At 69.4% G+C, this 25,040-nt stretch carries 24 protein-coding genes; 14 read left to right on the top strand and 10 right to left on the bottom strand.

Going from position 1 to position 25,040, the window contains the following annotated elements; translation table 11 throughout:
• Positions 1-64: 64 nt before the first annotated feature.
• On the top strand, positions 65-466 hold the full coding sequence (locus HEB94_RS19290) for a tautomerase family protein (protein WP_192751185.1): 402 nt from the start codon (positions 65-67) through the stop codon (positions 464-466).
• A gap of 123 nt (positions 467-589) precedes the next feature.
• Here the strand turns inward: HEB94_RS19290 and HEB94_RS19285 are convergent, their stop codons facing one another.
• Positions 590-1,174, bottom strand: a complete 585-nt coding sequence (locus HEB94_RS19285; protein WP_192757200.1) for an HNH endonuclease family protein — start codon at positions 1,172-1,174, stop codon at positions 590-592.
• A gap of 169 nt (positions 1,175-1,343) precedes the next feature.
• Positions 1,344-2,033 (bottom strand): DUF222 domain-containing protein, encoded by a 690-nt coding sequence (locus HEB94_RS19280; RefSeq protein ID WP_192751184.1) that lies wholly within the window; start codon positions 2,031-2,033, stop codon positions 1,344-1,346.
• Between the two features lie 318 nt (positions 2,034-2,351).
• Here HEB94_RS19280 and HEB94_RS19275 point away from each other — a divergent pair, with 318 nt between their 5' ends.
• Positions 2,352-3,482: a zinc-binding dehydrogenase gene (locus HEB94_RS19275; protein WP_192751183.1), complete on the top strand. Its 1,131-nt coding sequence runs from the start codon at positions 2,352-2,354 to the stop codon at positions 3,480-3,482.
• 44 nt (positions 3,483-3,526) lie between these two features.
• Here the strand turns inward: HEB94_RS19275 and HEB94_RS49370 are convergent, their stop codons facing one another.
• The 3 genes from HEB94_RS49370 to HEB94_RS19265 form a co-directional block, all read right to left on the bottom strand.
• On the bottom strand, positions 3,527-4,276 hold the full coding sequence (locus tag HEB94_RS49370) for a Gfo/Idh/MocA family protein (RefSeq protein WP_420481594.1): 750 nt from the start codon (positions 4,274-4,276) through the stop codon (positions 3,527-3,529).
• 111 nt (positions 4,277-4,387) lie between these two features.
• On the bottom strand, positions 4,388-4,696 hold the full coding sequence (locus tag HEB94_RS49365; protein ID WP_202896436.1) for a Gfo/Idh/MocA family oxidoreductase: 309 nt from the start codon (positions 4,694-4,696) through the stop codon (positions 4,388-4,390).
• 103 nt (positions 4,697-4,799) lie between these two features.
• On the bottom strand, positions 4,800-5,876 hold the full coding sequence (locus HEB94_RS19265) for an aldose 1-epimerase family protein (protein WP_192751182.1): 1,077 nt from the start codon (positions 5,874-5,876) through the stop codon (positions 4,800-4,802).
• 306 nt (positions 5,877-6,182) lie between these two features.
• Here HEB94_RS19265 and HEB94_RS19260 point away from each other — a divergent pair, with 306 nt between their 5' ends.
• From HEB94_RS19260 to pcp, 6 genes are all read left to right on the top strand, one after another.
• Positions 6,183-6,485 carry a helix-hairpin-helix domain-containing protein gene (locus HEB94_RS19260; protein WP_192751181.1) on the top strand — a complete coding sequence of 101 codons (303 nt, stop codon included), beginning with the start codon at positions 6,183-6,185 and terminating at the stop codon, positions 6,483-6,485.
• Between the two features lie 90 nt (positions 6,486-6,575).
• On the top strand, positions 6,576-8,069 hold the full coding sequence (locus HEB94_RS19255; protein WP_192751180.1) for an MFS transporter: 1,494 nt from the start codon (positions 6,576-6,578) through the stop codon (positions 8,067-8,069).
• A 395-nt stretch (positions 8,070-8,464) separates the two neighbouring features.
• A complete protein-coding gene (locus tag HEB94_RS19250) occupies positions 8,465-10,381 on the top strand; it encodes an acetylxylan esterase (RefSeq protein WP_192751179.1) in 1,917 nt (638 codons plus the stop codon).
• On the top strand, positions 10,378-11,520 hold the full coding sequence (locus HEB94_RS19245) for an aminotransferase class V-fold PLP-dependent enzyme (protein ID WP_192751178.1): 1,143 nt from the start codon (positions 10,378-10,380) through the stop codon (positions 11,518-11,520). The genes HEB94_RS19250 and HEB94_RS19245 overlap by 4 nt, the downstream gene beginning before the upstream one ends.
• 30 nt (positions 11,521-11,550) lie before the next feature.
• Positions 11,551-12,018: an Atu1372/SO_1960 family protein gene (locus tag HEB94_RS19240; protein ID WP_192751177.1), complete on the top strand. Its 468-nt coding sequence runs from the start codon at positions 11,551-11,553 to the stop codon at positions 12,016-12,018.
• A gap of 248 nt (positions 12,019-12,266) precedes the next feature.
• On the top strand, positions 12,267-12,947 hold the full coding sequence (pcp, locus tag HEB94_RS19235) for a pyroglutamyl-peptidase I (RefSeq protein WP_202896435.1): 681 nt from the start codon (positions 12,267-12,269) through the stop codon (positions 12,945-12,947).
• On the opposite strand, the gene HEB94_RS19230 is transcribed toward pcp, so the two are convergent.
• Positions 12,948-13,793 (bottom strand): IclR family transcriptional regulator domain-containing protein, encoded by an 846-nt coding sequence (locus tag HEB94_RS19230; RefSeq protein WP_202896434.1) that lies wholly within the window; start codon positions 13,791-13,793, stop codon positions 12,948-12,950.
• A gap of 337 nt (positions 13,794-14,130) precedes the next feature.
• Here HEB94_RS19230 and HEB94_RS19225 point away from each other — a divergent pair, with 337 nt between their 5' ends.
• The 6 genes from HEB94_RS19225 (at position 14,131) to HEB94_RS19200 (ending at position 21,850) form a co-directional block, all read left to right on the top strand.
• Complete coding sequence (locus HEB94_RS19225; RefSeq protein ID WP_192751176.1) at positions 14,131-15,384, top strand: Gfo/Idh/MocA family protein; 1,254 nt, start codon at positions 14,131-14,133, stop codon at positions 15,382-15,384.
• Positions 15,385-15,387: 3 nt separating this feature from the next.
• Positions 15,388-17,376, top strand: a complete 1,989-nt coding sequence (locus HEB94_RS19220; protein WP_192751175.1) for an ABC transporter substrate-binding protein — start codon at positions 15,388-15,390, stop codon at positions 17,374-17,376.
• Positions 17,373-18,278, top strand: a complete 906-nt coding sequence (locus HEB94_RS19215; RefSeq protein ID WP_192751174.1) for an SDR family NAD(P)-dependent oxidoreductase — start codon at positions 17,373-17,375, stop codon at positions 18,276-18,278. Before HEB94_RS19220 ends, HEB94_RS19215 begins: the two co-directional genes overlap by 4 nt.
• Complete coding sequence (locus HEB94_RS19210; RefSeq protein WP_192751173.1) at positions 18,275-19,654, top strand: hypothetical protein; 1,380 nt, start codon at positions 18,275-18,277, stop codon at positions 19,652-19,654. Before HEB94_RS19215 ends, HEB94_RS19210 begins: the two co-directional genes overlap by 4 nt.
• A gap of 122 nt (positions 19,655-19,776) precedes the next feature.
• Entirely contained in the window at positions 19,777-20,265 is a 489-nt protein-coding gene (locus tag HEB94_RS19205) for a hypothetical protein (protein WP_238361569.1), read from the top strand.
• 151 nt (positions 20,266-20,416) lie between these two features.
• On the top strand, positions 20,417-21,850 hold the full coding sequence (locus HEB94_RS19200) for an HNH endonuclease signature motif containing protein (RefSeq protein WP_192751171.1): 1,434 nt from the start codon (positions 20,417-20,419) through the stop codon (positions 21,848-21,850).
• 162 nt (positions 21,851-22,012) lie between these two features.
• On the opposite strand, the gene HEB94_RS19195 is transcribed toward HEB94_RS19200, so the two are convergent.
• The 4 genes from HEB94_RS19195 to HEB94_RS49360 all read right to left on the bottom strand — a co-directional run bounded on the left by HEB94_RS19195 (position 22,013) and on the right by HEB94_RS49360 (position 25,023).
• Entirely contained in the window at positions 22,013-22,618 is a 606-nt protein-coding gene (locus HEB94_RS19195) for a Clp protease N-terminal domain-containing protein (protein WP_202897271.1), read from the bottom strand.
• A gap of 449 nt (positions 22,619-23,067) precedes the next feature.
• Entirely contained in the window at positions 23,068-23,298 is a 231-nt protein-coding gene (locus HEB94_RS19190) for a CopG family ribbon-helix-helix protein (RefSeq protein WP_192751170.1), read from the bottom strand.
• Positions 23,299-23,381: 83 nt separating this feature from the next.
• Positions 23,382-24,629 (bottom strand): phytoene desaturase family protein, encoded by a 1,248-nt coding sequence (locus HEB94_RS19185; protein WP_337918536.1) that lies wholly within the window; start codon positions 24,627-24,629, stop codon positions 23,382-23,384.
• The gene (locus HEB94_RS49360) at positions 24,586-25,023 is read right to left on the bottom strand and encodes an FAD-dependent oxidoreductase (protein WP_202896432.1); all 438 of its coding nucleotides are present in this window, start codon (positions 25,021-25,023) and stop codon (positions 24,586-24,588) included. The genes HEB94_RS19185 and HEB94_RS49360 overlap by 44 nt, the downstream gene beginning before the upstream one ends.
• Positions 25,024-25,040 lie beyond the last annotated feature (17 nt).

Raw genomic sequence — 25,040 nt, 5'->3', positions numbered from 1 at the left:
GCACGGCGAGCAAGACTGAACGAGAGCACCGATGCGGCCCAGAACCCACCGGGAGGAGTCCGCGATGCCGGTAGCGAAGATCCATGTCATGGAGGGGCGCTACGACGGGGGCCGCCTCGACAAGGTGTCCGACGCCACCCAGGCCGCGCTGATGAACGTTCTCGATGTGCCACGGGAAGACTTCTACCAGCTGATCTTCGAGCTGCCGAGGAGTCGTTTCCGCCACACGTCGTCGTTCGTCGGCATGCACTACACCGACGACATGATCCTCATGGAACTCGTCTTCATCCAGGGTCGGTCGAGCGAGACTCGTCTCGCACTGCTGAAGGACGTCAACACGCGAGTCGCCAAGGCGGCCGGCGTCTCACCCGACGACATCGGGGTCATGCTCTCCGAACTCCCCGGCGAGAACCTCTCCTTCGGGCAGGGCGAAGCGCAACGCGCCGACGTCGTCACCCAAGGGTGATGCCTCGATCATCCTGCCGGGGCAGCAGGACACGAATTCATCGACGAGGCCTCAGGGAACTGCTTGCCTGTGTGGTCTGACGCCGCGCTGGGCTTCAGGACGCGCCGCTCCATCCGATCGGGCTCAGCGTCGGAGCGTTGGCCGGCTGGGGCGGATGACGTTCTGGTAGGGGTCGCCCCATGGCGGCGGGATGTACTCGGGGTGGCCGTCGTCACCCATCCGCACGGTCCAACCCTTCGTGTGGATGACGGTGTGGTGGTGCTGGCAGAGGAGGACGCCGTTGAGGTCGGTTGCTCCTCCGTCCACCCAGTGTTTTATGTGATGCGCTTCGGTCCACTTCTCGGGTCGTCTGCAGTCGGGGAAGTGGCAGAAGTAGCCGTTTCGCTCGGCGAGTGCATGTCGTTGGGAGGACGTGAACAGCCTGGTCCCTCTGCCGAGGTCGAGGACGGCGCCGTCACCGCCGAGCACGACCGGGATGATCTCCGCATCACAGGCCAGTTGCCGTACCAGCGTGGCTGACAGTGGCGGCCCGGTGATCCGGTAGCCGATCAGGGTTTGCCCGCCGCGCCCGTCTGTTGTGCCGCCACCGTTCAAGCCGCCGCCGGCTCCGGCGTGGGTCTTCACTTTCAGATGCGCGGGTCCGAAGTCGGTGAGCACGGAGTTGAGGGTGCCGTACCCGAGTTTGTTGGCGAGGTCGTCGTGGTTCATCGTCACGGTGAGGCGCGGCCTGATGCCGCCGCGGGTGGGTGCGCTGGCTGCTGCCTGGGCCAGGGCGACGAGTTCGGCGAAGGCGTCGGCCTGCCGTCGTTCGCTGCTGCGCAGGTCCGGGCCGTCGGGGGCCCGAGGGACGAGGGCGAGCGACGGGGTCGAGCAGCGCCTACAGGATCGCGAGAGTGGGCACGTCCAGGCGCACGAACATGGTGCCCATCCCGTCGCGGACCGGCCCGAAGCTGAGGGTCCTGCTCTCCCGAGCCCGGCGCTCCTGTTCCTCCAACTGCTTTCCGATCCGACGCTCGGCATCCTCCGGTGCGACCACCTCATACAGATGCTTCCCGGCCCTGTCCAAGTCATCGACATCAAGATCCTGAGCGCTGTCCAGGAGGAACGCTTCCGCCTCCGCCCGTACGGCGGCGTCGACGTCGTTGGGCAACCGTCGGATCGCGCGTTCGATCACCTGCGCCTGACCCAACGAAATCTCACCCTCGGAAAGCGCGCAACCGGTCGCTCGGATCGTCTGGTCCAGCGCTTTCGCGAGCCGGACCGACACCGACGCCTCGCGCCGCCCCATCCGCGTCACCTGTTGCACCCACCCCGCGGTATTCGCAGCACCGCTCAGCTTCCTGACCTCGTTCAGCTCGCCCTGCCGCGTCAGAGACAACCGCAACGATGCGAGCCTCGCCTCGCAGACAGCGATCTGCCGCAACGCCCCTTCGTATTGATCCAGCGGCAACGACAACGTTGGACACTCGATCGCCGCGTCAATACCCGCACCAACATCGGCAAGCCAACGCATCAACGGATGCGCGAAGCCCGCACCCCCGCTGCCAGCGCCGGTGTCGATGTCCATGACCAAACCTAGACCCGACCACCGACAACAACCCCTGTAAAACAAGGGTATTCAGCCCCACCGACGAAACATCCTCGAAGAACTTCCCGTCCGCTTCGACGTCCGGCGAGAATCGGCGGGATGCGACCGCCGCCCCACCCCGACCGCCACGCAACCCCCGACCGCCCGCGACAGTCGCGCCTGCCCGCGCTCCACCACGTGACCACGTGCGGACGCGTCCCGGGTGGGTGGTGGCAGACAGGCGCCGCGCCGGTGTATCTGTGGCCCGACCCAGCACAGGCTGGCCAGCCAAGGCGAAGCACGGAGAGAGGTGGAGCGATGCCACTCGCGGTGAGGGCGGCGGTCCTCGACGAGCCTGGAACGCCGCTGCGGGTGGAGGAGTTGACCCTCGCCGAGCCCAAGGAGGGTGAGGTACTCGTCCGGATCCAGGCTGCCGGCGTCTGCCACACCGACCTGCACTACCTGGCCGGAGACCTCACCTGCGCGACCCCGATCGTGCCGGGACACGAGGGTGCGGGCATCGTCGAGCAGGTCGGTCCGGGTGTCACGCGGGTCCGCCCCGGCGACCACGTGGTCCTCATGTGGCGGCCGAGGTGCGGCAACTGCGCGTACTGCTCCACCGGGCGGCCGGCACTGTGTGAGAGTGCCAGGATCCAGATCGCCACCAACGGACTGCTGGACGGTACGACCCGGCTCCGGCGCGGCGCGGAGGACGTCCATCATCTGCTCGGCGCCTCCTGCTTCGCCGAACGCTGCGTGGTCGCCGAGCAGTCCGTCGTACCGGTCCCCGCGGACATCCCACCGCGGATCGCGGCGCTCGTCGGCTGCGCGGTCGTCACGGGCGTCGGCTCGGTCCTCAACGTCGTCACCGGCGCGGCCGGGAGCAGCGTCCTCGTGGTCGGCGCCGGCGGCGTGGGGCTGTCGAGCGTCATCGGCGCCCGCCTCGTCGGGGCCGGCCAGATCATCGTCGCGGACGTCGTACCCCAGCGGCTCGAACTCGCCGCACGCCTCGGCGCCACCCACACGATCGACACCCGCGAGGTCGACCTCGTCGACGCCGTCCACGACATCTGCGCGGACGGCGTCGACTGGGCCCTGGAAGCGGTGGGCCGGGCGCGGACCATCGAGCAGTCCTTCGCCGCTCTCCGCAAGGGCGGCGCGGTGGTGGCGATCGGCCTGGGCAGGGTCGGCGCGACGTTCGAGGTACCGATCAACCAGCTCGTACAGCAGGAGAAGCGGCTGATCGGCAGCCTCTACGGCTCGGCCAACACCGTGACCGACATCCCGAAGCTACTGGAGCTCTACCGTGCCGGACGGCTGCCCCTGGACGAGCTGCTCGGCCCGGCGTACCCGCTGAGCAAGGTGAACGACGCCTGTCAAGCCCTCCTTGACGGAGCGGTCGGGCGCGTCGTTCTCGACCTCGACCTCGACCACGACGAGGAGGCCTGAACGGGGTCGCCCGCCTGCACCGGCGCCACCCGGGAACGGAAACCCTAGGCTTCTCCCCCGTCCGCCTGGTCGGAACTGACCGTGTGGCTGCCAGGCAACCCGTCGAAGAGCCCGGACGCGCCTCGCGGGCGCCACAGGGGTACGCCGGACACGCCGGACGCGCCGTCGGCGAGGTCCGCCAGGGACACGACCGTGCCCTTCTCCGCGGAGTCCAGACCACGCAGGATCGTGAGCATGTTGGTGAAGCTCTGGCGGATCGTTCCCACCACGGGTTCGCCATGGACTACGGCGTCGGCGAAGTTGCGGAGTTCGCCGTGGTAGCCGTTGTCGATCCCCTGGAAGGTGTGGCGTTCGTGGCTGCCGTCGGCTCGGTGCAGCGTCACGCGGCGTTCGCCTCTCGCTCCGTTCAGGACGAGCACGCCGTCGGTGCCGTACATGCGCATCTCGTTCGGCTCCCGCGGCACCGCCAGCTCCGGATAGGAGGCGGTGTAGTTGCCGATCGCGCCGGAGTCGAACTCGAGGTTGAGCGTGAGGTCCGACGGCGCGTCGATGGTGCTGTTGGCCCACTGGATGGCCCCGTGGACCTTCGCCGCGTCACCGCAGAGCAACCTGATCTGGGCGACGTTGTGGACTCCCGCGTCCAGGTGCGCACCACCGCGGTAGCCCGGCCGCTGCCGCCACGGCGTCCCGCTGAACGTTCCGGAGAGCGGCACAAGCTGACCTACCACGCGCCAGGCCATCAGGTGGAGTCTGCCGATGGCGCCGGCGTCCAGGAGTGACCTCGCGAGCCGCAGGTCGTCGCGGTAGAAGATGTTCTCCCCGACCAGGATCGTCTGGTCGGGGTACTCCTGGGCGAGCGCGAGGAACGCCCAGGCCTCCTCCTCGTCGGTGCCGGTGGGCTTCTCTCACAGCACGTGCTTGCCCGCGCTGAGGGCCTCCCGGGTCACCGGATACAGCAGGGGGATCGGCACGGTGACGAGGACGGCGTCGACGTCGTCGCGCTTCAGCAGGTCGTGATAGTCGGCGCTGTAGGCCGCGTCGGTCACGCCGCTGTAGGAGACGAAGTGCCGCGCCTGCTCCGGTGAATGGTCGGAGTACGCCGTCACGACGTACCGGTCCGGCAGTTGCCGAAGGACCGGCCAGTGCAGCTTCTCCACCGCGAGGCCGGTCCCGATCAGTCCGAGTCGAATAGGTCGCACGGCATCCACTGGCATCTGGCACGTCCTCCTGTCGCGGCTGTTCCCACCAGCCTTCTCGAACTCCGGGTGGGATGTCCAGCGCCTGGACTCTGGCCAACTCCGGCTCGCGCGCTCCGGCCTACGCCGACGGCTGCGCGAGGGCGCCGACCCGCAGCGTCGTGTGGTAGCCGCGCGACTCGCCCGGACCGAGCCAGGTGAGCGTGCCGTCCTCACGCGCCGCTCGCGCGCCGCCGACGTGGTTGGTCGAGGGCTCGAGACCGATGGTGTAGGCACCCTCGCGCAGGTGCATCCACTGGAGGAACACCGGAAACTCGCCGCTGTCGTACTCGACCTCGAAGAAGACGCCCAACCGGTCGTTGGCCAACCTCGCCTTGACGCGCCCGTCGGCGTCCGGTCGGAGTTCGTGCTCGTAGACCTGCTCGACGAAACCAGGCTGCGGCCCCGGCAGGACGAGGTGGGAGAAGCCCTGCTCGGCCACGCTGTCGGACTGCCAGAGCGTCCGCACCACCGGCGCCTCGAAACGTGCTCCCTCGTCGAGGAACGGCCAGCCCACGTTGATGTGGTAGAGGTACATGTGCGGGGTGGGGTCGAAGCCGGCGTTGGTCACCGTGTCGGTCAGCCTGATCTCCGTCCCACCCAGGTCCGCCTCGATCCGGCGTCGGAGCCGGAGGTGCTCGCCGAAGACGGCTGCCTGGCGCACCTCGCCCTCCGCCCACAACACGACCTCGTCTCCCACCCGATCCTCGCCGTACCCGATCAGCCGGGCCGGCGTGTTGGCGATCCGTCCGTGCAGGCCGTTCTTGGTGGTCGCGCGACGGGAGTACCGGAAGTGGGACGCGTCGAGCTCCTCCGCGCCGAACGCGTGGTCGAGTCCACCGGTGACGAGCAGCCCGGAGAAGCTCCGGAGCCACCCCAACCCGTCCTCGTCGGCGTTCTCGTGGAGTCCGGGATGGCGAAGCCCGGTGGCCGAACGCCAGCCGAAGCTCGCGCCGCGGTAGTCCGCCGGTCCGATGTCCATCGCCCGGTCGACCAGGACGTCGAAGCCCAGGCCGCTGCCGGTTCGGAACTCGAGCACCCGCAGGCCCCGCTCGGCGCCGTCGGCGAGCACCACCGAGCGGACACCACCCGCCGCGCCGAGGTCACCCGCCTTCCGAGCGAGCGTCGCCGCCGAGACGTCCTGCCCATGCAGTCTCATACCCTCACGCCCTCACCTGGCCGGCGTCGACCTCCAGGGCCGCGGCTGGCCGTCGTCGTCAACCCATCCTCGTCGGCGTCGCCGATGCCGTCGTCCGCACCCGGACGCGATGAGGGGCCACGTCGAGTCCCAGAATCCACAACGGGCTCGACGGTCCCGGTCCGGTGAGCCTACCGTCCGCTGCCGCTTCGACCGCTCCCTCCGTGGCCCGACCGAAGCTGCCGCCATGTCCGATACGTACAAGCCAACCGCCTCGTCGACGACGAAGCTGGAAGGTGGCCCGAGATCGACCGAGAGGGGACCGCGATGACCACGAAGGCTCGCACTGGCAGCGGCGAGGACCTGCTCGCCCTGACGAACGTCGGACCGGCCGTGCGGCGCTACCTGGCCCGCGTCGGGGTGACCGAGGTGAGCCACCTCACCGACCGGGACCCACTGGAGATGTACGACCAGCTGTGCGCGGTCGACGGGCGCAGGTACGACCCGTGCCTGCTCGACACGTTCATGTCCGTCGTCGACCAGGCCCGTGGCGGCCCGCCGCGGATGTGGTGGGAGTTCACCGCGGAGCGCAGGCGGCTGCGCTCCGAGCGGCACCCGCCAGGACGTTAGAAACCCGCCAGCGGCTCGTCCGCGATGTCAAGAAGCTCTCGCCCGCTCCGACCAACCGGCGAAACGTCGAGAGAACAGGGAGCTTCTGATATGCGGATCAACCGGGCGTGGCTGGGGCTGGTCCTCCTCATGCTGCCGACGACGCTCGTCGCCATGGACACGACGGCGTTGCTCCTCGCGCTCCCACGGCTGAGCGCGGACCTGGGCGCCACCAGCGTCGCGCAGTTGTGGATCAGTGACGGCTACGGATTCATGGTGGCCGGCATGGTCATCACGATGGGAACGCTCGGCGACCGGATCGGCCGCCGGCGGCTGCTGATCATCGGTGCGGCGGCGTTCGCGGCGCTGTCGGTCGTGGCCGCGTTCGCGGACGGTCCGCTGATGCTGATCGTCGTTCGGGTGCTGCTGGGCGTCGCCGGCGCGACCCTGGCACCGTCCACCCTCGCCCTGATCACCAACATGTTCAGCGACGAACGCCAGCGCGGCCAGGCTATCGCGATCTGGGCGACCTGCCAGTTCACCGGTGGCGCGCTCGGGCCCGTCCTCGCCGGACTCCTGCTCCAGCACTTCTGGTGGGGATCGGTGTTCCTGGCCGCCGTGCCGGCGATGGTCCTGCTGGTGCTCGCCGGGCCGGTCCTGCTGCCGGAGTTCCGCAGCGACCAGGCCGGCCGGCTGGACCCGGCCAGTGTCGGGCTGTCGCTCGTGGCGGTGCTCCTGATGGTCTACGGAATCAAGCAGCTGACCGTCGGGAGCGCGTCGGTCGTGCCGGCGGTGGCCATCGTCGTCGGCGCGGTCGTCGGAGTCCTGTTCGTACGCCGGCAACTGCGGCTGGAGACGCCGCTGCTGGACCTGCGGCTGCTGCGCAACCGCCCGTTCACGGCCGTCCTCGTCGCGCTGGTCTTCGCCGGCATCGCCATGGCCGGCACGGGCCTGATGGTCACGCAGTACCTGCAGAGTGTGCTGGGCTACTCGCCGTTCGCGTCGGCGGTGCTCTTCGCACCCATGGGCCTGGGTGTGGCGGTCGGCACCATGGCCGCGCCGGCGCTGGCCCGGCGGATGAGGCAGCCGACCGCGATCGCCGGCGGGCTGGTGGTGTCGGCGCTCGGCAGCCTGCTGCTGGTCGGCGTCCACGGTGCGAGCGCCCTGCCGCTGGTGATGACCGGCATCGCCCTGCTGGCGTTGGGCACCGGACCGCTGTTCGCGCTGGGCACCGGGTTGGTCGTCGGGTCCGTGCCACCGCAGCGCGCCGGCTCCGCGGCGTCGATGTCGGAGACCGGCAACTACCTCGGCGGTTCGCTCGGCTTCGCGCTGCTCGGTGTGGTGGCCGCTGTGGTCTACCGCGGCCGGATGGACGGCACCTCGGACTCGCTGGCCGGCGCGGTCGCCGCCAGCGAGCGCCTTCCCGCCGGCCAGGGCGCGGAACTGCTGCGCACCGCGCGGGAGGCGTTCACCGCCAGCCTGCACGTCACCGGCGTCGTCGCCACGGTGATCTTCGCCGGGCTGGCCGTCCTGGTCCTGACCATGCGCCCGGCGACCCGGACCACCCCGGCCGCACTCCCCGACTACGAGGCGACTCGTTCATGAGCCGGCCCGAGTATCGGGGCCGTACGACCTGAGGTGTTGCCGGCTACGGACACGAGGAGCCGGGACCGGTCCTGCCGGCCCGGCGTGGTCTTGACCGGCCCTGTCCGTCGTGGAACCTTGGTCGAGACCTGGAACGAGCTGTTCACGACCGCGGATCCGGTTGGCGACCGTACGCGGACGTTCTCGGGTTTCCTCACCTCTGCCGGCCACCGCACCACGGGTGGAGGCGACCTGGACATCGGTGTCCAACGGGAGCCCTTTCTTCGAGCGGGACCGCCGCGCCCTTCCTGCCGTCAGGTCCCGCCGCCAAGCCGCACCCGACACCAGGACCGAACCGGGAGGGACCAAGCGATGCGGAAGGCCTCGGGGACAGTAGTCACAGCCGGTGGTACGACGTGACGGGGCCGCGGGATCCGCGCCGTCACTCCGTCACCGTTCATCGACCAGCCGACTTCGACGAGTTCTGGGCCGCGACCCTGGAGCGGGTGAAGGCCGTTCCACTGCGCCCCTCCTTCGAGTACTCAGAGAGCCGTTCGACCGCCGAGGTCGCGGTCTTCGACGTCCGCTACGACAGCTTCGATGGACTCCGGATCGCCGGCTGGTACGCCGTCCCGCGGCCGGAGTACGTCCCGCCGCCCTATCCGGCCCTGATGCTGCTGCCGGGCTACATGTCCGAACCGGTCATCCCGAAGGCGTGGGCGCGCCGCGGTTACGCGGCGTTCGCCGTCGCACCGCGCGGCAAGCTTCGTTCCAACGAACGCTTCAACCCCGGCTACCCGGGCCTGCTCGTGCACAACATCGTCGACCCGAACACCTACTCCTACCGCGGCTTCTACGTCGACGCCGTCCGTGCCGTCGAGACGGTGCTGACCCGGCCCGAGGTCGACCCGGACCGCGTGGGCGTGCACGGCTCCAGCCAGGGCGGCGCGCTGACCATCACCACGGCCGCGCTGCTCGGCGACGTCGTGGCCTGTGGCGCCGCGGGAGCGCCGTACCTGTGCGGCTTCATGGACGCTGCCCGGCTCACGCACTCCTATCCGTACGAGGAGATCAACGAGTACCTCCGGGTCCATCCCGAGCACGAGCGCGCGGTCGCCGAGTCCGTCGGCTACTTCGACGGCATCAACTTCGCACCGAAGATCCGGGTGCCGATGATGGTGTACCTCGGCATGGAGGACGACGTCTGCCCGCCGGAGACCGGGTTCGCGGTCTACGACGCGCTGGACTGCCCGAAGGAACTCCACACCTACGACCGGTGCGGACACGACGCCGGGATCTTCTGGGAGATGGAGAAGGTCGAGTCCTTCCTGGCCGGGCATCTCAAGCCCGCCGTCCCGACGCCGAGCGGTGACACGACGGCGGTCACCGCCGGTGTGACGAGCGGGACCGCCATGTCCGTGGCCGCGGAGCAGGCGTCGACCGCCGAGGTCACCGACGGCGAGTTCGAGGCCTACTGGGCGCGGGTGGACGCCGAGCTCGCCGCGTCGAAGGCCCGTCCCGTCATCGACCTGGTGCCGAGCCGGTCCACCGACGACTTCACGGGGTACGAGATCCGCATCAGCAGCCTGGGCGACTACCGCCTCTTCGGCTACCTGAGCGTCCCGAAGGGCGAGGGCCCGTTCCCCGGCATCCTCGCCACCCCCAACCACGGAAGCGTGAACAACCCACCGCACTACGAGGACCGGCTCCGGTACGTGATGCTCACGATCATGCACCGCGGCCAGCGGCTCGCCGACTCGCCGTTCGCGGCGAGCTATCCGGGGCTGCTCACCGAGGGCATCGAGAGCGAGCAGACCTACGTCTACCGCGGGATCGTCGCCGACTGCCTGCGTGGGGCGGAGTTCCTGGCCGGCCTGCCCTCCGTCGACCCCACCAGGCTCGCCGTCGTGGGCGACGACCTCGCCGTGCTGACCGCCGCTCGACGTTCGGTCTTCTCGGCCGTGGAGGTCGGTGGTGCGCTGCTCTACCGGGCAGCGGCGCGCGAGTCCGAGCCCGGCTATCCGTTGGAGGAGCTGAACGACCACCTCCGGGCACGCCCCGACACCGCCGACGCCCTCGCCCGGACGCTCGCGTTCTTCGACGCGGGACGGCACGCCCCGGCCGTGCGCGCCGACGTACGGGTCTCGGTACCTCCGGAGGAACCCGCGGCCCAGTCCGGCCGGCTGGCCCGGTTGGCGGCCGACCTCGGGTCAGCGACGACGCGCTACGTGCTGACCCACGAGGGCCAGACCGACGCGGACGTGGCCGATCGCTGGCTGGCCGAGCGGCTCGGCGTACCGGCCTCGTCGAAGTTCGATCGGCAACGGACATGAGTGACCGCTACGTCAACGAGTTCTACGCCTCGCTCGGCCTGCGGCCCGTCGTCAACGCCGCCGCCACGCTGACCCGCCTCGGCGGCTCGCTCGTGGCACCACCGGTGGTGCCCGCGATGGCCGAGGCGGCCCGGCACTTCGTCGACATCGTGGAGCTGCACCGCCGCGTCGGGCAGCGGCTCGCCGAACTCACCCGCAACGACGCGGCGTACGTCACCAGCGGTGCCGCTGCCGGGTTGACGCTCGCCGTGACCGCCTGCGTCTCCGGGGCGGGCGGCGGAACCGATCCCGTCGCGATCGAGGACCTCCCCTACCTCGACAAGACTGGCGAGCGGACCGTCATCGTCTACGGCTCGCAGCGCAACGGATACGACTACGCCGTACGCCAGGTCGGCGTACGGCTGGTGGAGGTCGGCCCGGAACCGGGTGAGCTCGCGGCGGCGATCGACGGGCGAACCGCATGCGTCCTGTGGTTCGCGGGCGCGCACTTCTCCTCCGGCGCGCTGCCCCTCGCCGACGTCGTGCGGATCGCCCACGAGGCCGGCGTCCCCGTCCTCGTCGACGCCGCCGCGCAGATCCCGCCGGTCTCGTCGCTGTGGCACTTCACCTCCGAGGTCGGCGCGGACGCCGCGATCTTCAGCGGTGGCAAGGGACTGCGTGGCCCGCAGTCGACCGGCCTCCTGGTCGGCCGGGAGTGGGTCATCGCCGCCGCCCGTGCCAACGGTTCGCCGAACCACTCGATCGGGCGCGGGCTCAAGGTGGGCAAGGAGGAGCTTCTCGGGCTCCTCGCGGCCGTGGAGTGGACGCTCGCGCAGGACGAGCCGGCGCTGCTCGCGGCGTACGAGGCGACCGTCCGCGGCTGGGTGGACGGACTGGCCGGTCTCCCCGGCGTCCAGGTCGAACGCGGTTATCCCAGCGAGGCGGGACAACCGCACAGTCGCGCGCTGGTGCGGATCGGCCCGGACAGCGGCTGGGACCGAGACCGGCTGGTCGCCGCGTTGTGGGCCTGCGACCCGCACATCGCGGTGGGAGAGGTGGACCCGAACACGATCGCCCTCAACCCGCAGCCGCTGCAGGACGGCGAGGACGAGATCGTGTTGCGCGAACTACGGCGGCTCTTGGCCGACCGTCCCGCATGAACCGACACGAGGAACGAAGAGGAGTCATTGGTGGGATTCATCGAAGCGAAGCTGCGTGAGGCCGGAATCGAGCTCCCGAGCAAGATCGAGCGGGGCAGGGGGCTCGTCGCCTGCGTCCAGCACGGCGACCTGTTGTTCGTCTCCGGGCACGGTCCGGCCGACAACGACGGCAACCTGCTCTACCGCGGCCGGGTCGGCGCCGAGGTCAGTCTGGAGCAGGCGTACGACGCGGCGAGGGCGACCGGCATCCAACTGCTGCGCAGCATCCGCGACCATCTCGGTGACCTGGACCGGGTGGACCGCATCATCAAGGCGCTGGCGTTCGTCAACAGCGCGCCGGACTTCCACGAGCAGCCGAAGGTCGTGCACGGCTTCTCCGACCTGATGGTCGAACTCTTCGGCGCCCGCGGCCAGCACGCGCGGTCGGCGATCGGGACCTCGAACCTGCCCGACAACCAGCCCGTCGAGATCGAGCTGATCGTCTCCGTCCGCAGCTGACCCGACGAACCCCTCAAGGCCGCCGGTGGCCTCGCGTACGTCGTTGCGTCGAGGACCGCCGGCGGCCGTCGCGCTCCGGGGTCACGTGCTTGTCGTCGCGAGCCGGCGCGAGCCGGCGCGGCAGACCACCTGTCGGTAACGAAAGCGGTCGTCGGTGATCATGGGGGGCCGCGGCTCGGCCATACTGGGACACACTCTCCCGACCGACCTCGAGCCCAGACCTCGTCCGCCGCCCGTGAACGGAGACCGTGAACTTCCATGCCCTCACTCGCGCCCGGACGTTCGCGATGACCTCGACGGTTCTGGTGACCGGCTTCGAGCCGTTCGACGGAAGGGACCTCAATCCGTCCTGGGAGGCCGTTGTCAGGTTGGCGGAGACGTGGTCCGGTCCCCTGCACACCGCACGCCTCCCCTGCGTCTTCGGCGCCGCCATTCCGACCCTGCAGACCGCGATCGAGGTCTACGCGCCGGACCTCGTCGTGTGCGTGGGCCAGGCCGGCGGGCGCCACACCATCACGCCCGAACGCGTCGCGATCAACGTCGACGACGCGCGGATCCCCGACAACGCGGGAAACCAACCGGTCGACGTACCCGTGGTCGCGGACGGCCCGGCGGCGTACTTCACCCGGCTGCCGGTCAAGGCCTGCGTCGCCGAACTCCGCTCCGCCGGCATTCCCGCGACGGTCTCACAGAGCGCCGGCACGTTCGTCTGCAACCACGTGTTCTACGGGCTGATGCACCTCATCGCGACCAGGTATCCCGGCCTGCGTGGCGGTTTCGTCCACGTGCCGTACGCGCCCGAACAGGTCGTCGACGGCACCGGTCCGAGCATGTCGATCGACATGATCAGCCGTGGACTCGCCATCATGCTGCGGACCAGCCTGAGCACCCCCGTCGACGTCCTGCTGTCGGACGGCGCGCTGAGCTGATCACTCCCCGCCCTCGGCTCCGGTGTTGCCGGTGTAGCCGAGTTGCTCGGAGATCCGTCGCGCCGCGCTCCGCAGGGCGCCGCCGATCTCGTCGTAGCGATCGGCGGCGCCCGCGGTCTTCAGACCGGTCACGCTGATCGCCGCGACGCAGGCGCCGGCGTCGTCGCGGACGCCGCTGCCGACGCAGAAGATGCCCTCGGCATCCTCCTCGTCGTCCAGGGCGTACCCCACCCGGCGGATCTCCTTGATCTCCGCCAGCAGGTTGTCGCGATCGGTGATGGTGTGGGGCGTACGACGCGGCAGGCCGGCGAAGGCGATGATGCGCTCGACCTCGGCGTCCGGAAGGGAGGCGAGCATCGCCTTGCCGATCCCGGTCGAGTGCAGCATCTCCCGGGCACCCATCCGCAGATCGATGTGCACGTGGGCGGGCACGTCGACCCGGTCGACCGAGATCGCGGCGTCGTACTGGAACACCGCCAGGCGTGCCGAAAGCCCTGTCCGGGCAGCGAGTTCGCGTAACACCGGCCGGGCGAGGTCGAGCAGGGACAGTTGCTCCCGGGCCCGGTCGCCAAGGCGGGACAACCCCAGACCGAGCCGGTAGCGCCGACTCTGACCCTCACCGTGGTCGGCCACCAGGCCGTGGGCGCGCAGGGTGTGCAGCACCGAGAAGACGATGCTCTTGGAGAGCCCGCACTCCTGCGCGATCTCGGTGACGCTCAGCCCGTCGCTGGTGCCGCGATCGGCCAACACCTCCAGGACGCCGATCGCCCGCACCACGCTGCGCACCATGTACCGGTCGACGTCCCCACCGGCACGCTCGGCTTCTCGCGGTCGCCGTTGTCTCACGTCGACGCCCCCTCTCGCCCGTCCCGGTCGCCTGTCGACCGGTCAGACGATACGGGTCCGTCAGTGTGGCCTCGACCATGCGCGGTCCAGGCGCCTGCTCGGAGTATTGACGCACCTACCGACGGCACCTATCGTTCGGCACGTCGATCATTTCCGAACGCCGTTCTGTTCTACCGAACACGTGTGTAGTGCCCGGCTCGATGCCGCGAGGCACGCGGTCACGAAGGCGCATGCCCATGCGACGCCGTACGCACATCGGCCGGTATCGGTCCGCACGACACCGGAGTCGTGGCGACCACAGCTCAGCAGGATCGCCCACCTTGGGAGGTCGGTTCGCATGACCGAACCAGCCATGTCCTCAGCCACGTCCGCGGGGTCGGCGTCAGCCGGGTCCACGAAGCCGGTCCGTCTGGCGGTGGTCGGCGGCCGGCGTGGGCAGAGCTTCCACCGCTCACTCGACCGGCTCGCCGACAAGGCCCACGTCGTCGCCGTGTGCGACCTCGACGAGAACGTCCTTCGAGAGTGGCGAAACCGCCTCCCCGACGTCTCGGCGTACCTCCGTTACGAGGACCTGCTCGAGGACGCCGAGGTCGACGCGGTCCTGCTCGCCACTCCGCTGCAGTTGCACGCCACTCAGGCGATCGCGGCGCTTCGGGCCGGCAGGCACGTCCTGAGCGAGGTCACCGCCGCGCGCACCCTCGAAGAATGCTGGGAACTGGTCGAAACCGTCGACCAGACCGGCCGGACGTACATGATGGCCGAGAACTACTGCTTCATGCGGCCGAACCTGATGGTCGAGAACATGGCCGCACAAGGCCTTTTCGGCGAGCTCACCCATCTCGAGGGCGGCTACATCCACGACACCCGGAGCCTGCTGCACCATCCGGACGGAAGCCTCACCTGGCGGGGCGAACTCCGCGCCGGGCTGGACAGCATCTCCTACCCGACGCACTCCATGGGCCCGGTGGCACGTTGGCTGCGGGCCGGCAACGGCCCGGACGACCGGTTCGAGGTGCTGACGGCGTTCACCTCCGACAGCCCCGGCAAGCGCCGGTACTTCGGCCAGCGGTTCGGTGCGGACCACCCGGCCGCGCGGCTCCGGGAGTACTGGCAGCAGGGAGACTCCGGCACCGCGCTCATCCACACCACCAAGGGTGTGGTCGTCACCATCCGGGTCGACTCCAGCCCACGTCCTCACAACATGACCCACTATGGCCTGCAGGGGTCGCGTGGCGCCTATCTGTCGGCCCGCCATGACGGGGAGGATCCGCTCGTCTGGATCGAGGGACTCTCACCCGGCGCGTCGGAGTCCCTGCCCGGTCAGGAACCGGCCCGCTGGGACTCCTTGTGGAAGCACGCGCCCGAGTACGAGCACCCTTTGTGGCGCGAACGGCTGGCGGACGCACTGGACGCGGGTCACGGCGGTGGCGACTTCTTCGTCATCGACGAGTTCGTGACGGCGATCAGCGAGGGTCGGCCGCCTGCCGTCGACGTACGCGACGCGGTCACCTGGAGCTGTGTCGCCGCCCTCTCCGCGGAGTCCATCGCGGGCGGCGGAAAACCCATCTCGTTCCCAGACTTCGGAAAGTGACCCATGGCCCCGCAGACGAACGGTCGCCCGCGACGGCGCGACGTACTGACGGCGGGCATGGGCCTCGCCGGCGGCTACGCCCTCACCGCGTGCAGCTTCCTGGACACCAAACCCACCGACGCCGCCACGCCACGTCGGACCGCGACAGCCAAGGGCGCCGAGGCGCCGATGCTGAAGGAGCGCGTCGACGCGGGTGCGCTGCCACCCGTGGGCGAGCGCCTGCCCCAGGACCGGATGGTCGTCAAGCCCAACGAGCGTGCCGGTTCCTACGGCGGCACCTGGCACAGCGTGCTGGAGGGTAGCCCCACGGGCGACTTCGGGGAGCTGCCCACGACGGTCGGCTACGAGGGCCTGACCCGCTGGAACCCGGAGTTCACCGAGGTGATCCCGAACGTCGCGCTCCGCTTCGAGGTGGGCGACGACGGCAAGACGATCACGCTCACGCTCCGCCGGGGCATGAAGTGGTCCGACGGCCAGCCCTTCACCGCTGACGACATCCTCTTCGCCTACAACGACGTCTCGCTCAACACCGAACTCTCGCCGGTGCCGCCGGGCTTCGCCGTGAGCGGTGGCCGGCCCGCGAGCCTGGAGAAGGTCGACGACCACACCGTGCGGTTCCGCTTCACCGTGGCGAACGGGTTGTTCCTGCAGTACCTCGCCACTCCGTCGGCTCTGAACCTCGCCGAACGTCCGAGCCACTACCTCCGCCAGTTCCACAAGGCGTACAACAAGGATGTCGAGCAGGCCGCGAAGCGCGAACGGTTCTCGAGCTGGATCGACTACTTCTTCGCCAAGGCCGACCAGTGGCAGAACACCGAGCTTCCCACCGTGCACGCGTGGGTGCCGAAGAACCCCGCCTCGACCGGCCAGCGCATGACGTTTGAACGCAACGCCTACTACTGGAAGGTCGACCCCGACGGTAGCCAACTCCCCTATCTCGACCAGGTGGCCTTCGAGCATGTCAACAACCACCAGCTGAGCCTGCTCAAGGCCGGCAACGGCGAGATGGACTTCGAGGCCAGGCGCTTCTACCGGGACTACGCCCAGAAGCCGGTCCTCGCCCGCAACCGGGAGAAGGGCGGGTTCGACTTCGTCGACCTGCGCTCGATGTACGCGGTCTCGGTCGGTCTCTACCTCAACCTCAACCACAAGGACCCGGTGAAGCGGGAGATCTTCACCAACAAGAACTTCCGGATCGGGCTCTCCCACGCGATCAACCGCCCGGAGATCATCAAGACCGTCTTCCAGGGCCAGGGCGTCCCGCACCAGGTGGCCCCGCTGCCGGACTCGCCCTACTACGACGAGCAGATGGCCACGCAGTACACCGCCTACGACGTCGCCGAAGCCGACTCCTACCTCGATCGGGCCGGTTACGCCGAACGCGACGGCGCCGGTATGCGGCTCGGCCCGGACGGTAAGAAGATCGCCTTCGCGGTCGACGTACCGAGCGACCGGGAGGACTACGTAGGGACCGTCGACCTCATCCGTGGGTACCTACGCGAGGTGGGCATCGACATGCAGATCAAGAGCCAGTCGGTCAGCCTCATCTACGAGCGCATCGAGGCCAACGCACACGACGCGGTGTCGCGTACGGCCGAGGGAGGTGGTGGGATCCTCCCGCACCTTCGCACCGACTTCTGGTTCGCCTCGGAGAGCGAGGCACGAAACTACGCGCCGCTGTGGTCGGCGTGGTACACCTCCGGCGGGAAGAGCGGGGAACGCCCACCACCGCAGGTCGTACGCCAGATGGACATCTACCAGCAGCGGGTACGGCCGGCGGTGGAGGAGGACGCGCGCGTCGCGGCGATGCGGGAGATCCTCGCCATCACCAAGGACCTCTTCCACTGCATCGGCATCTGTCGGGCCACCAACTCCTTCGGCATCAAACGGAAGGACTTCCACAACGTGCCGCAGGGCTTCCCGATCGACTGGTTCTACCCCTGCCCCGCGCCGACCAATCCGGAGCAGTACTACAGCACGGCGGACCGATGAGCGGCTTCGACCTGCACGGTCGGGTGGCGTTGGTGACGGGCGCCGGTCGCGGCATCGGCCGCGCGCTCGCGGTCGGGCTCGCCCAGGCGGGCGCCGACGTGGTGGTGCTCGATCGCGAACCCGACGAGTCGCTGGAGGACGTGGCCTCGTCGGTGCGCGCGTGCGGACGACGAGCGTGGGCCTGGCCGCAGGATCTCACCCGGCTCGACGAACTCGCCGACACCGTGGACCGGATCCGCGCCAGTACCGGCCGGCTCGACATCCTGGTCAACAACGCCGGCGTCGCCTACATCGAGCGGTTCAGCTCCATCACGCAGCGGACCTGGCGGCACACGATGACGGTCAACCTGGACGCGCCGTTCCTGCTGTCCCAGCGGTTCGCGACCCACCTCATGGCCGACGGTGTCGCCGGCCGGATCATCAACATCACCAGCAAGAACGCCTTCGTCGCCGAGGCCGGACTTGCCCACTACGACGCCGCGAAAGCCGCGCTTGCCATGCTGACCCGGACGCTGGCGGTCGAACTCGGCGAGTACGGCATCACGGTCAACAGCGTGGCACCTGGAATGGTCGACACCGGAATCGCCGCTCACTTCCATGCCGACCGGGAGGCGTTCCAGAACTACTACCGGCGTCACATTCCGCTGCAGAACCGCTACGCCAGCCCGGAGGAATGCGTCGGTCCGGTGCTGTTGCTCGCCTCCGACGCCGGCTCCTACATCACCGGGCAGCACATCATCGTCGACGGCGGAGTGCTCGCCCAACAGGTCCCGCGCACGCAGTTCCTGCCACCGTACGAACCCGGCTCTGGACCTGGCGCAGGACGCAGCGCAGGACCCGGCGCAGGACCCGGCGCTGGACCCAGCACGGAATCCACCACCGGCAAGGAGGATCGGTCATGACTGCGTGTACGTGGGCACCGCCCGGCTGGCAGGGCGAGGCTGGAGTCGCCCGGCGCGACATCACCCCACCGGTGGGCATCCGGGCGAAGAACTGGGGTGCCGCCCGCACGGACGTCTCCACCGGCAACCACCGCCCGCTGAGCCTGACCGCGCTGGCACTGCGGTCGAGCCCCGACAGCGATCCACTGGTGCTGATCACCGCGGACCTGTCGGTGTGGCGGCGCGCCGAGGAGGAGTGGTCGGTGCGGGGTGCGGTGCTCGACGCCCACGGCCTGAACCCCGCCAGGCTGATGCTCCACCTCACCCACACCCACTCGAGCCCGACGATTCACGCCCTGGACGTGGACGAGCCGGGCGGTGCCGGTGTGTCCGACTATCTCGACCTGCTGCGGGACGCCGCCGTCGCCGCTACCGGCGACGCGCTCGCCGCCTGCGCCCCGGCCACCATGACCGTGGCGACCGGACGAAGCGGTGTCGCCACCTGTCGCGACCTTCCGTGGCAGCAACGCTACGTCGTGGGGTTCAATCCGGAGGCGCCGGCGGACGACACGCTCCTGGTCGCCCGGGTCAGCGGAGCCGACGGGCAGGTGCTGGCGACGATCGTCAACTACGCATGCCATCCCACCACCCTGGCGTGGGAGAACACCCTCGTGTCTCCCGACTTCGTCGGCGCCCTTCGTGAGGTCGTCGAAACCGCCACGTCCGGGGCGCCCTGCTTGTTTCTGCAGGGAGCATCGGGTGACCTGGCGCCGCGCGAGCAGTACACCGGCGACCCCGGACTGGCCGACCGGAACGGTTTGGGGATCGGGCACGCCGCGCTCGCCGCCCTGCACACGTTGCCGCTCCCGTCGCACGGGCTCGCCCTCGAGGAGATCGTCGAGTCCGGCGCGCCACTCGCCGCCTGGCGGCCGCGGCCGGCGACCTGGCAGTCCACCATCGCTGTCGATCGCACCGAACTGTCCGTCCCGGCGAAGCCACTGCCCTCCTTCGAGGAGCTCGAACGCCGCTGGGCGCACATCGACCCAGGTGCCCGCGCCGAACGCCTGCGCCGAGCCAGGACGCAACGAACGAACCTGCCCGTGGGCACGACGACCGTCCAGCCCGTGTGGACGTGGCGGGTCGGCGAGCTGGTGTTCGTCGGACAACCCGGCGAGGCATACTCGTACTTCCAGCGCGAACTGCGACAGGGCATTCCCGCCGAAGGTGTCTTCGTGCTCAACCTCGTGAACGGCGCCAGCCTCGGATACCTGCCGCCGGCAGACGCCTACGGTAAGGACATCTACCAGGTGTGGCAGACCGCGTTCGGCTCGGGCGCGCTGGAGCAGGTGACGGAGCACGCGGTGACCCGGGCGAAGGAGCTGCTGGCGGAGCTGTGAGGCGAGGAAACGGCGATGCGATCGCTCGGTTGCGGGAGGCGGTTCGCCGACTCGCCGAGTTCAATCGCAATCGGACGCCGACGGGCGTTCGGCATGACGACGCCGACGAGGTTGTCGGCACGATGGCCAGCGACGATGCGTTCGGCTTCGACCCGTTCCCGTTGCTCCGTGCGCTCGATGACGCTGGAGCACGGGTGGTCGTGATGGGCCAGGTCGCCGGCATCCTGCACGGGTCGAGTGAACTCACCGGTGACCTTGACCTGCTGTGGGAAGGCGATGTGGCGCAGGCTCCGGCTCTGGCCGCGGCGTTCGCGCGGGTGGGCGCGATGCTGACCGACGACAGTGGCGTGGTCGTACCGTGTGACGCGCAGGCGTTTGCCCTGCCCAAGGTACAGTTTCGCGCCCCGAGTGCCAGCGGTGACTGCTGCACTCCGGCGCTGCCGTGGGGCGATCTGCCGATCACCCAGTTCGTACGCCGCTGTGAGGTGGCTGTCGCCGACGACGGCACGGTGGTGCGCTACCTGCACCGTGACGACCTCATCCGGATGCGCCGCGCCGCCGGCCGGGTCAAGGATCTGCGCCGCGTCGAGGAGTTGCAGCGGCCGCCGTGAGCGGGGAGGCGCGCCTCGACACGCGCGAACCGACACGACCGTGCAGGCCTCGTTTCTGACCAGGAAGTTGTTCGAGAGAATCTTGGCTGGGCGGCTCGGATCGCCTTGTTTACAAGGGGTTGTTGTCGGTGGTCGGGTCTAGGGTTTGGTCATGGACACCGACACCTCCACCCATCCGCTTGGTGCGGTGGTCGATGGTGTCCGCGACTCCCTCGATGGGGTGGCGTCGTGTCCCGTGTGGTCGCTCCCGGATGCCGAGTTGGGCCCGATACTCGCCGCGCTCACAAAGGAGCGGGCGCGTCTGGACGCCCTGATCCTGGACCTGGCGCGACAGGCCGACGTGAATGCGGTGCACGCCGCCACCGCTGCGGCGAGCACCGCGGTATGGGTCCGGCAGCAGACCCGGATGAGCCGCGCCGAAGCCGGCGGCGCGGTGAAGCTGGCCAAAGCCCTCGACACCACCCTGCACACCACGAAGAAGGCACTGGCTGAGGGAAGAGTCTCGTTGCGGCACGCGCAGGAGATCCATCTCGCGATGGGGAAACTCCCCGCCGACATCGACCCCGAGGTGAAGGCCCAGGGCGAGGCCGCGTTGGTGGAGCAGGCACAGACTTTCGACCCCCAAGAGCTGCGGGCACTCGGGGACCGCCTGTACCAGGTGGTCGCTCCCGCCGACGCGAACAGGCGGATCGGTGAACAGTTGGCACGGGAAGAGCGGAAGGCCGCGGCGACCAGGTCCGTCTACTTCGGCACCGCCGGACCAGGTGTCGGCACCGTCACCATGCGGTTCGAACGCGCCTACATGACCCAGCTCCACGGCATGCTCGACGCCCTCGCCAAACCCCGCCCCGGCCCGCACGGCAGGGACACCCGCCCCTACGACCGCCGCCTCGCCGACGCCGCCATCGAATGGATCGGCCTCGCCCAGGCCGCCGGGAACGCTCCCACCCGGGGTGGGACCAGGCCGCGGATCACCGCGACGATCCCCTTCCAATACCTGCGTGACCTGTACGGGCACGGCGTCATCCACACCACCCTCCAAGCCACCGCAACCCTCAACCCCACCAGCCCCGCCGGCTGCTGCGAGGACAGCCCTACCGGGTGCGGAGAGAACGTGGGCGGCTGTTCCGATCGTGAGAACGGCGGCGCGGATGGCAGCGGTCCGAAGGTCGGGACGTTCGGGAAAGTCCCCGACGGGATCCCGGTCTCCGCACGATGGCTACGCATGCTGACCTGCGACGCCGAAATCCTCCCCGCCGTGTTAGGCAGCGACGGAGCCATCCTCGACCTCGGCACCACAACACGACTCTTCACCAGCAACCAACGCCACGCCCTCGGAGAACGCGACGGACACCACTGCAACTTCCCCGACTGCCAAACACCGGAGAAGTGGTGCCACGCCCATCACCTCATCCACTGGGCAGACGGAGGACCCACAGACATAGGAAACGGGGTACTCCTGTGCCCCACCCACCACCACCTGATCCACCACGACAACTGGCAGGTGCGGATGGGTGACCACGGCCACCCCGAATACATCCCACCCCCGTGGACCGACCCCACCCGACACCCCCTCCGCCGCTGAACAGCCCAGCCGCAGAGACTGCCGCCTAGAGCATCCCCGCGCGAGGCTCTGCGGCCGGCCGACCACGCCCGCTCCGTACGCGCGCAAGCAACGCCTGCGGGCGGGCGGGTCGGTCGTCAGGTTCGCCTCGACCAGCACAGCCCGCGTGCCAGGACGGACCCTTCAGCTCTCCGGGTCGATGCCGTGTCGAACGAGCAAGGCACGAAGTCGCTTGATCTCCGCGGCTGCCCCCTCTGTCTCCGCACGCAGCCGGTCGTTCTCGTCGAAGAGTGTCTTGATCTCCCGCAGGAGATTGACGCGCCGACCGGTGGTTTCCACGTCGCGCGGCTGTCCGGACTCCGGCTCCATCGTCACGACTCGTTGGCGCACGGTGTTGAGGTCGGCACCCAGTTTGAACAGCACCTGCGCCGCCACACCCTCACCCTCGCGGACAATGCCGAGGAGGATGTGTTCGGTGCCGACGTAGTCGCACTTGAGCTGCACGGCCTCCCGCAACGAAAGGTCGAGGACCTTCTTGGCCCTGGGGGTGAACGGAATGTGCCCAACGGGCGCCTGTGCACCCTCACCGATGATCTCCAACACCTGCGTGCGGACCGCCTCCAGCGAGATGCCGACACTCTCCAGTGCCCTGGCCGCAAGGCCTTCCTGCTCACGGAGAAGACCGAGGAGAACATGCTCGGTGCCGATGTAGTTGTGGCTGAGCAGCCGGGCCTCTTCCTGGGCCAGGACGACAGTCGACCTGGCGCGGTCGGTGAATCTCTCGAACATGTGATGCCGCTCCCCTCTGTGTGCCGCGGACATGAGTGCGGCAAGACCTGATGGCTTCTTCTGCCGCTTTCGTTCCTTGCGTAGTGGCTGCAGTCGGATCCGGACATGCGTGGCCAGCATCGACGGCTGCGCTCCCTCGGCCACGCTGTCGAGAACGAGGTTGATGCCCTCGACCGGATCCAGGTCGAGATCGAGGTCGTTCAGAGCGAGGAGCTGCAACGTCACGGTCAGGGCGATGCGGCGGTTGGGACCACGGAACGGCTTTCGCCGCACCAGTCCCCCCAGCAACTCCGCCGCGACGTGGGCGATGTCCCCGATCTCCGCCGCGGTCACTGCCTCGGTGAGCGTCAACTCAACGTCGTCGAGGTCGGTGGTCTCCACGATCTGGCCGGAATCGCAGCCGATGACGCGGGCCGCCACCGCGAGCACGTCAGGCAACTCCAGCAGGATCACGATTCGTCGTCCTCCCGCAGGAACCGCAACGCCCGCTCGTGTCTGGCGATGTTCTCCTCGAGCAGGCCGGCGAAGTGCTTGTCGGATCTTCGCTGCTCGACCAGGGCCGCGATCGCCTCCCGGGCGACGTCGGAGACCGAGCGACCCTCGACCTCGGCCACCGTCTGCAGGCGCTCCGCCAACTCTGGATCAAGGCGGAGCAGGATGTTCTTCGTTCCTCCGGGCATGGATATCAAGATATCAGGCTATCGAGCTAGCGGCGAGGGACCGCCGCCGCAAGCCTGCTCGCCCAGGCGGGAGCGCAGCCGGCTCAGGACGGAATCGACGTACGCCGGGGCATCCGCTCGGAAAGCTGCTGCGACAGTCGGGCGAACCGTCCCGGCTCCGTGAGCGCCTTCGCGACGATGTGTCCGGAACCTCCATTGAGCCCCGCTCCAGGATGGGTCGAGGCACCGATCTGCCAGAGCCCGCTCACCGGCGTCACATGGCGGCCCGACGAGGGCAACGGACGCCACAGATAGCTCTGGTCCAGTTCCGCCGAACCGCCGTACGGATCACCGTCGACCGCGTTCGGGTTGTACGCCGCGAGATCGGTGGGCGTGATGACGTCGACCGCGAGGGTCCGGTCGTGCAGATCGGGTGCGTGCTCGGCGATCTGGTTCAACACCCGCTCGGCGTAGCCCTGGGCGAGCGCTGAAGTCCAGCCGGACGTGGTGTCGAGCTCACCGGCGGCGTCACCGCGCGGCGCGTACGGCACCTCCTGGAGTTGTAGCCAGAGGGCGGCCGCGCCGGGGGGCACCCGGCTCGGGTCCAGCACGTACTGCTGCCCGACCACCACCGTCGGCCGCCTCGGCAGCAGCCCCGCCTCGGCCTCCGCGCAGGCGATACCGGTGCTGCCGGAGCCGTCGGACAGATGGACGAGCGGAATCATGCGCAGGCGCACGTCCCGCCAGCCGATCGGACCCGACAGCGCGACGTGGATCTGCATCGCCGCCCGGCCGTACCGAAACCGCCGAGCCTCCTCGACGATCGCCGTCGCCACCGTCCCGTGCGGGAGCAGGTCGTCGTAGAGCGCGGTGGGCGTGACGGAGGCGACGACGGCGCGGCGCGCTCGGATCACCTTGCCGTCGGCGAGTACGCCGGTCGCACGGCCGTCCTCGACCAGGATGCGTTCCACCCGCGTCCCGGTCTCCACCTGCACGCCGACCGAGTCCAGCAGCGCCCGGAACGCAGCGACGAACTGACCGGCACCGCCCACGACCACCGGAACCCCGAAGCTGTGCAACGTCGCCGCCAGCAGCGGAATCATCAGCCCGCCGGACGCGTGGTCCGGAGACAGCCCGGCGTGCAGCAGCCAGGGCACGAGGAGGTGATCCACCTCGTCGCCGCGGTACTCCCGCCGGGTGTATCCGCGGCCGCTCGTCGCCATCGAGCGCAACAACCGCTCGGCGCCGTGCCGACCGCCCGTCCGGACCAACCCGGCGGCGTAGCGAACGAGCGCGGGCGAGCGGAGCTCACTGCCCATGAGCCCACCGATCGACCCGAAGTTCTCTCCCAGAAAGGCCAGCGCGGCGAGGTAGGTCGACCGGTCCGCGGAGTGCTCGAACGCCGCGGCGGTGCGTTCGGGGTCCCGATGGAACAGGGTCGTCCGGCCGTCGGCGGCCACGCTCGCGGTCGCCCACTCCTCGGCGTTGCGGTACTCGAGACCGTGCCGGTGCAACTGCTCGCCGAGGCTCGCGTAGGCGGCGCCGGAGACGAACAGCGGCTGCCAGGAGGAGTAGGTGTCGTGCAGGTAGCCGGGGCGGGTGCGTTCCTCCGTGGCGATGAAACCCTCCGATCTCCTGGTTGCGTTCGACCAGGACGACCGACCAGCCGGCCCGGGCGAGTTCCACCGCCGCGACGAGGCCGTTGATGCCGGAACCCACGACAACCGCATCCGCTTCGTCGGACATTGGCCTCCCCCTGCTCG

The organism is Actinopolymorpha pittospori (genome assembly GCF_014873875.1).
Lineage (GTDB): Bacteria > Actinomycetota > Actinomycetes > Propionibacteriales > Actinopolymorphaceae > Actinopolymorpha > Actinopolymorpha pittospori.
This window is presented reverse-complemented; position numbering and strand designations above follow the sequence as displayed.

Bases quoted from the DNA above. Each gene is read 5' to 3' on its own strand.
- HEB94_RS19210 (WP_192751173.1), top strand. From the start codon at position 18,275: ATGACTGCGTGTACGTGGGCACCGCCCGGCTGGCAGGGCGAGGCTGGA.
- HEB94_RS19275 (WP_192751183.1), top strand. From the start codon at position 2,352: ATGCCACTCGCGGTGAGGGCGGCGGTCCTCGACGAGCCTGGAACGCCG.
- HEB94_RS49365 (WP_202896436.1), bottom strand. From the start codon at position 4,696: ATGCCAGTGGATGCCGTGCGACCTATTCGACTCGGACTGATCGGGACC.
- HEB94_RS19200 (WP_192751171.1), top strand. From the start codon at position 20,417: ATGGACACCGACACCTCCACCCATCCGCTTGGTGCGGTGGTCGATGGT.
- HEB94_RS19265 (WP_192751182.1), bottom strand. From the start codon at position 5,876: ATGAGACTGCATGGGCAGGACGTCTCGGCGGCGACGCTCGCTCGGAAG.
- HEB94_RS19190 (WP_192751170.1), bottom strand. From the start codon at position 23,298: ATGCCCGGAGGAACGAAGAACATCCTGCTCCGCCTTGATCCAGAGTTG.
- HEB94_RS19260 (WP_192751181.1), top strand. From the start codon at position 6,183: ATGACCACGAAGGCTCGCACTGGCAGCGGCGAGGACCTGCTCGCCCTG.
- HEB94_RS19280 (WP_192751184.1), bottom strand. From the start codon at position 2,033: ATGGACATCGACACCGGCGCTGGCAGCGGGGGTGCGGGCTTCGCGCAT.
- HEB94_RS19205 (WP_238361569.1), top strand. From the start codon at position 19,777: ATGGCCAGCGACGATGCGTTCGGCTTCGACCCGTTCCCGTTGCTCCGT.
- HEB94_RS19220 (WP_192751175.1), top strand. From the start codon at position 15,388: ATGGCCCCGCAGACGAACGGTCGCCCGCGACGGCGCGACGTACTGACG.
- HEB94_RS19290 (WP_192751185.1), top strand. From the start codon at position 65: ATGCCGGTAGCGAAGATCCATGTCATGGAGGGGCGCTACGACGGGGGC.
- HEB94_RS19285 (WP_192757200.1), bottom strand. From the start codon at position 1,174: ATGAACCACGACGACCTCGCCAACAAACTCGGGTACGGCACCCTCAAC.
- HEB94_RS19245 (WP_192751178.1), top strand. From the start codon at position 10,378: ATGAGTGACCGCTACGTCAACGAGTTCTACGCCTCGCTCGGCCTGCGG.
- HEB94_RS49360 (WP_202896432.1), bottom strand. From the start codon at position 25,023: ATGTCCGACGAAGCGGATGCGGTTGTCGTGGGTTCCGGCATCAACGGC.
- HEB94_RS19255 (WP_192751180.1), top strand. From the start codon at position 6,576: ATGCGGATCAACCGGGCGTGGCTGGGGCTGGTCCTCCTCATGCTGCCG.
- HEB94_RS19225 (WP_192751176.1), top strand. From the start codon at position 14,131: ATGACCGAACCAGCCATGTCCTCAGCCACGTCCGCGGGGTCGGCGTCA.
- HEB94_RS19195 (WP_202897271.1), bottom strand. From the start codon at position 22,618: ATGTTCGAGAGATTCACCGACCGCGCCAGGTCGACTGTCGTCCTGGCC.
- HEB94_RS19215 (WP_192751174.1), top strand. From the start codon at position 17,373: ATGAGCGGCTTCGACCTGCACGGTCGGGTGGCGTTGGTGACGGGCGCC.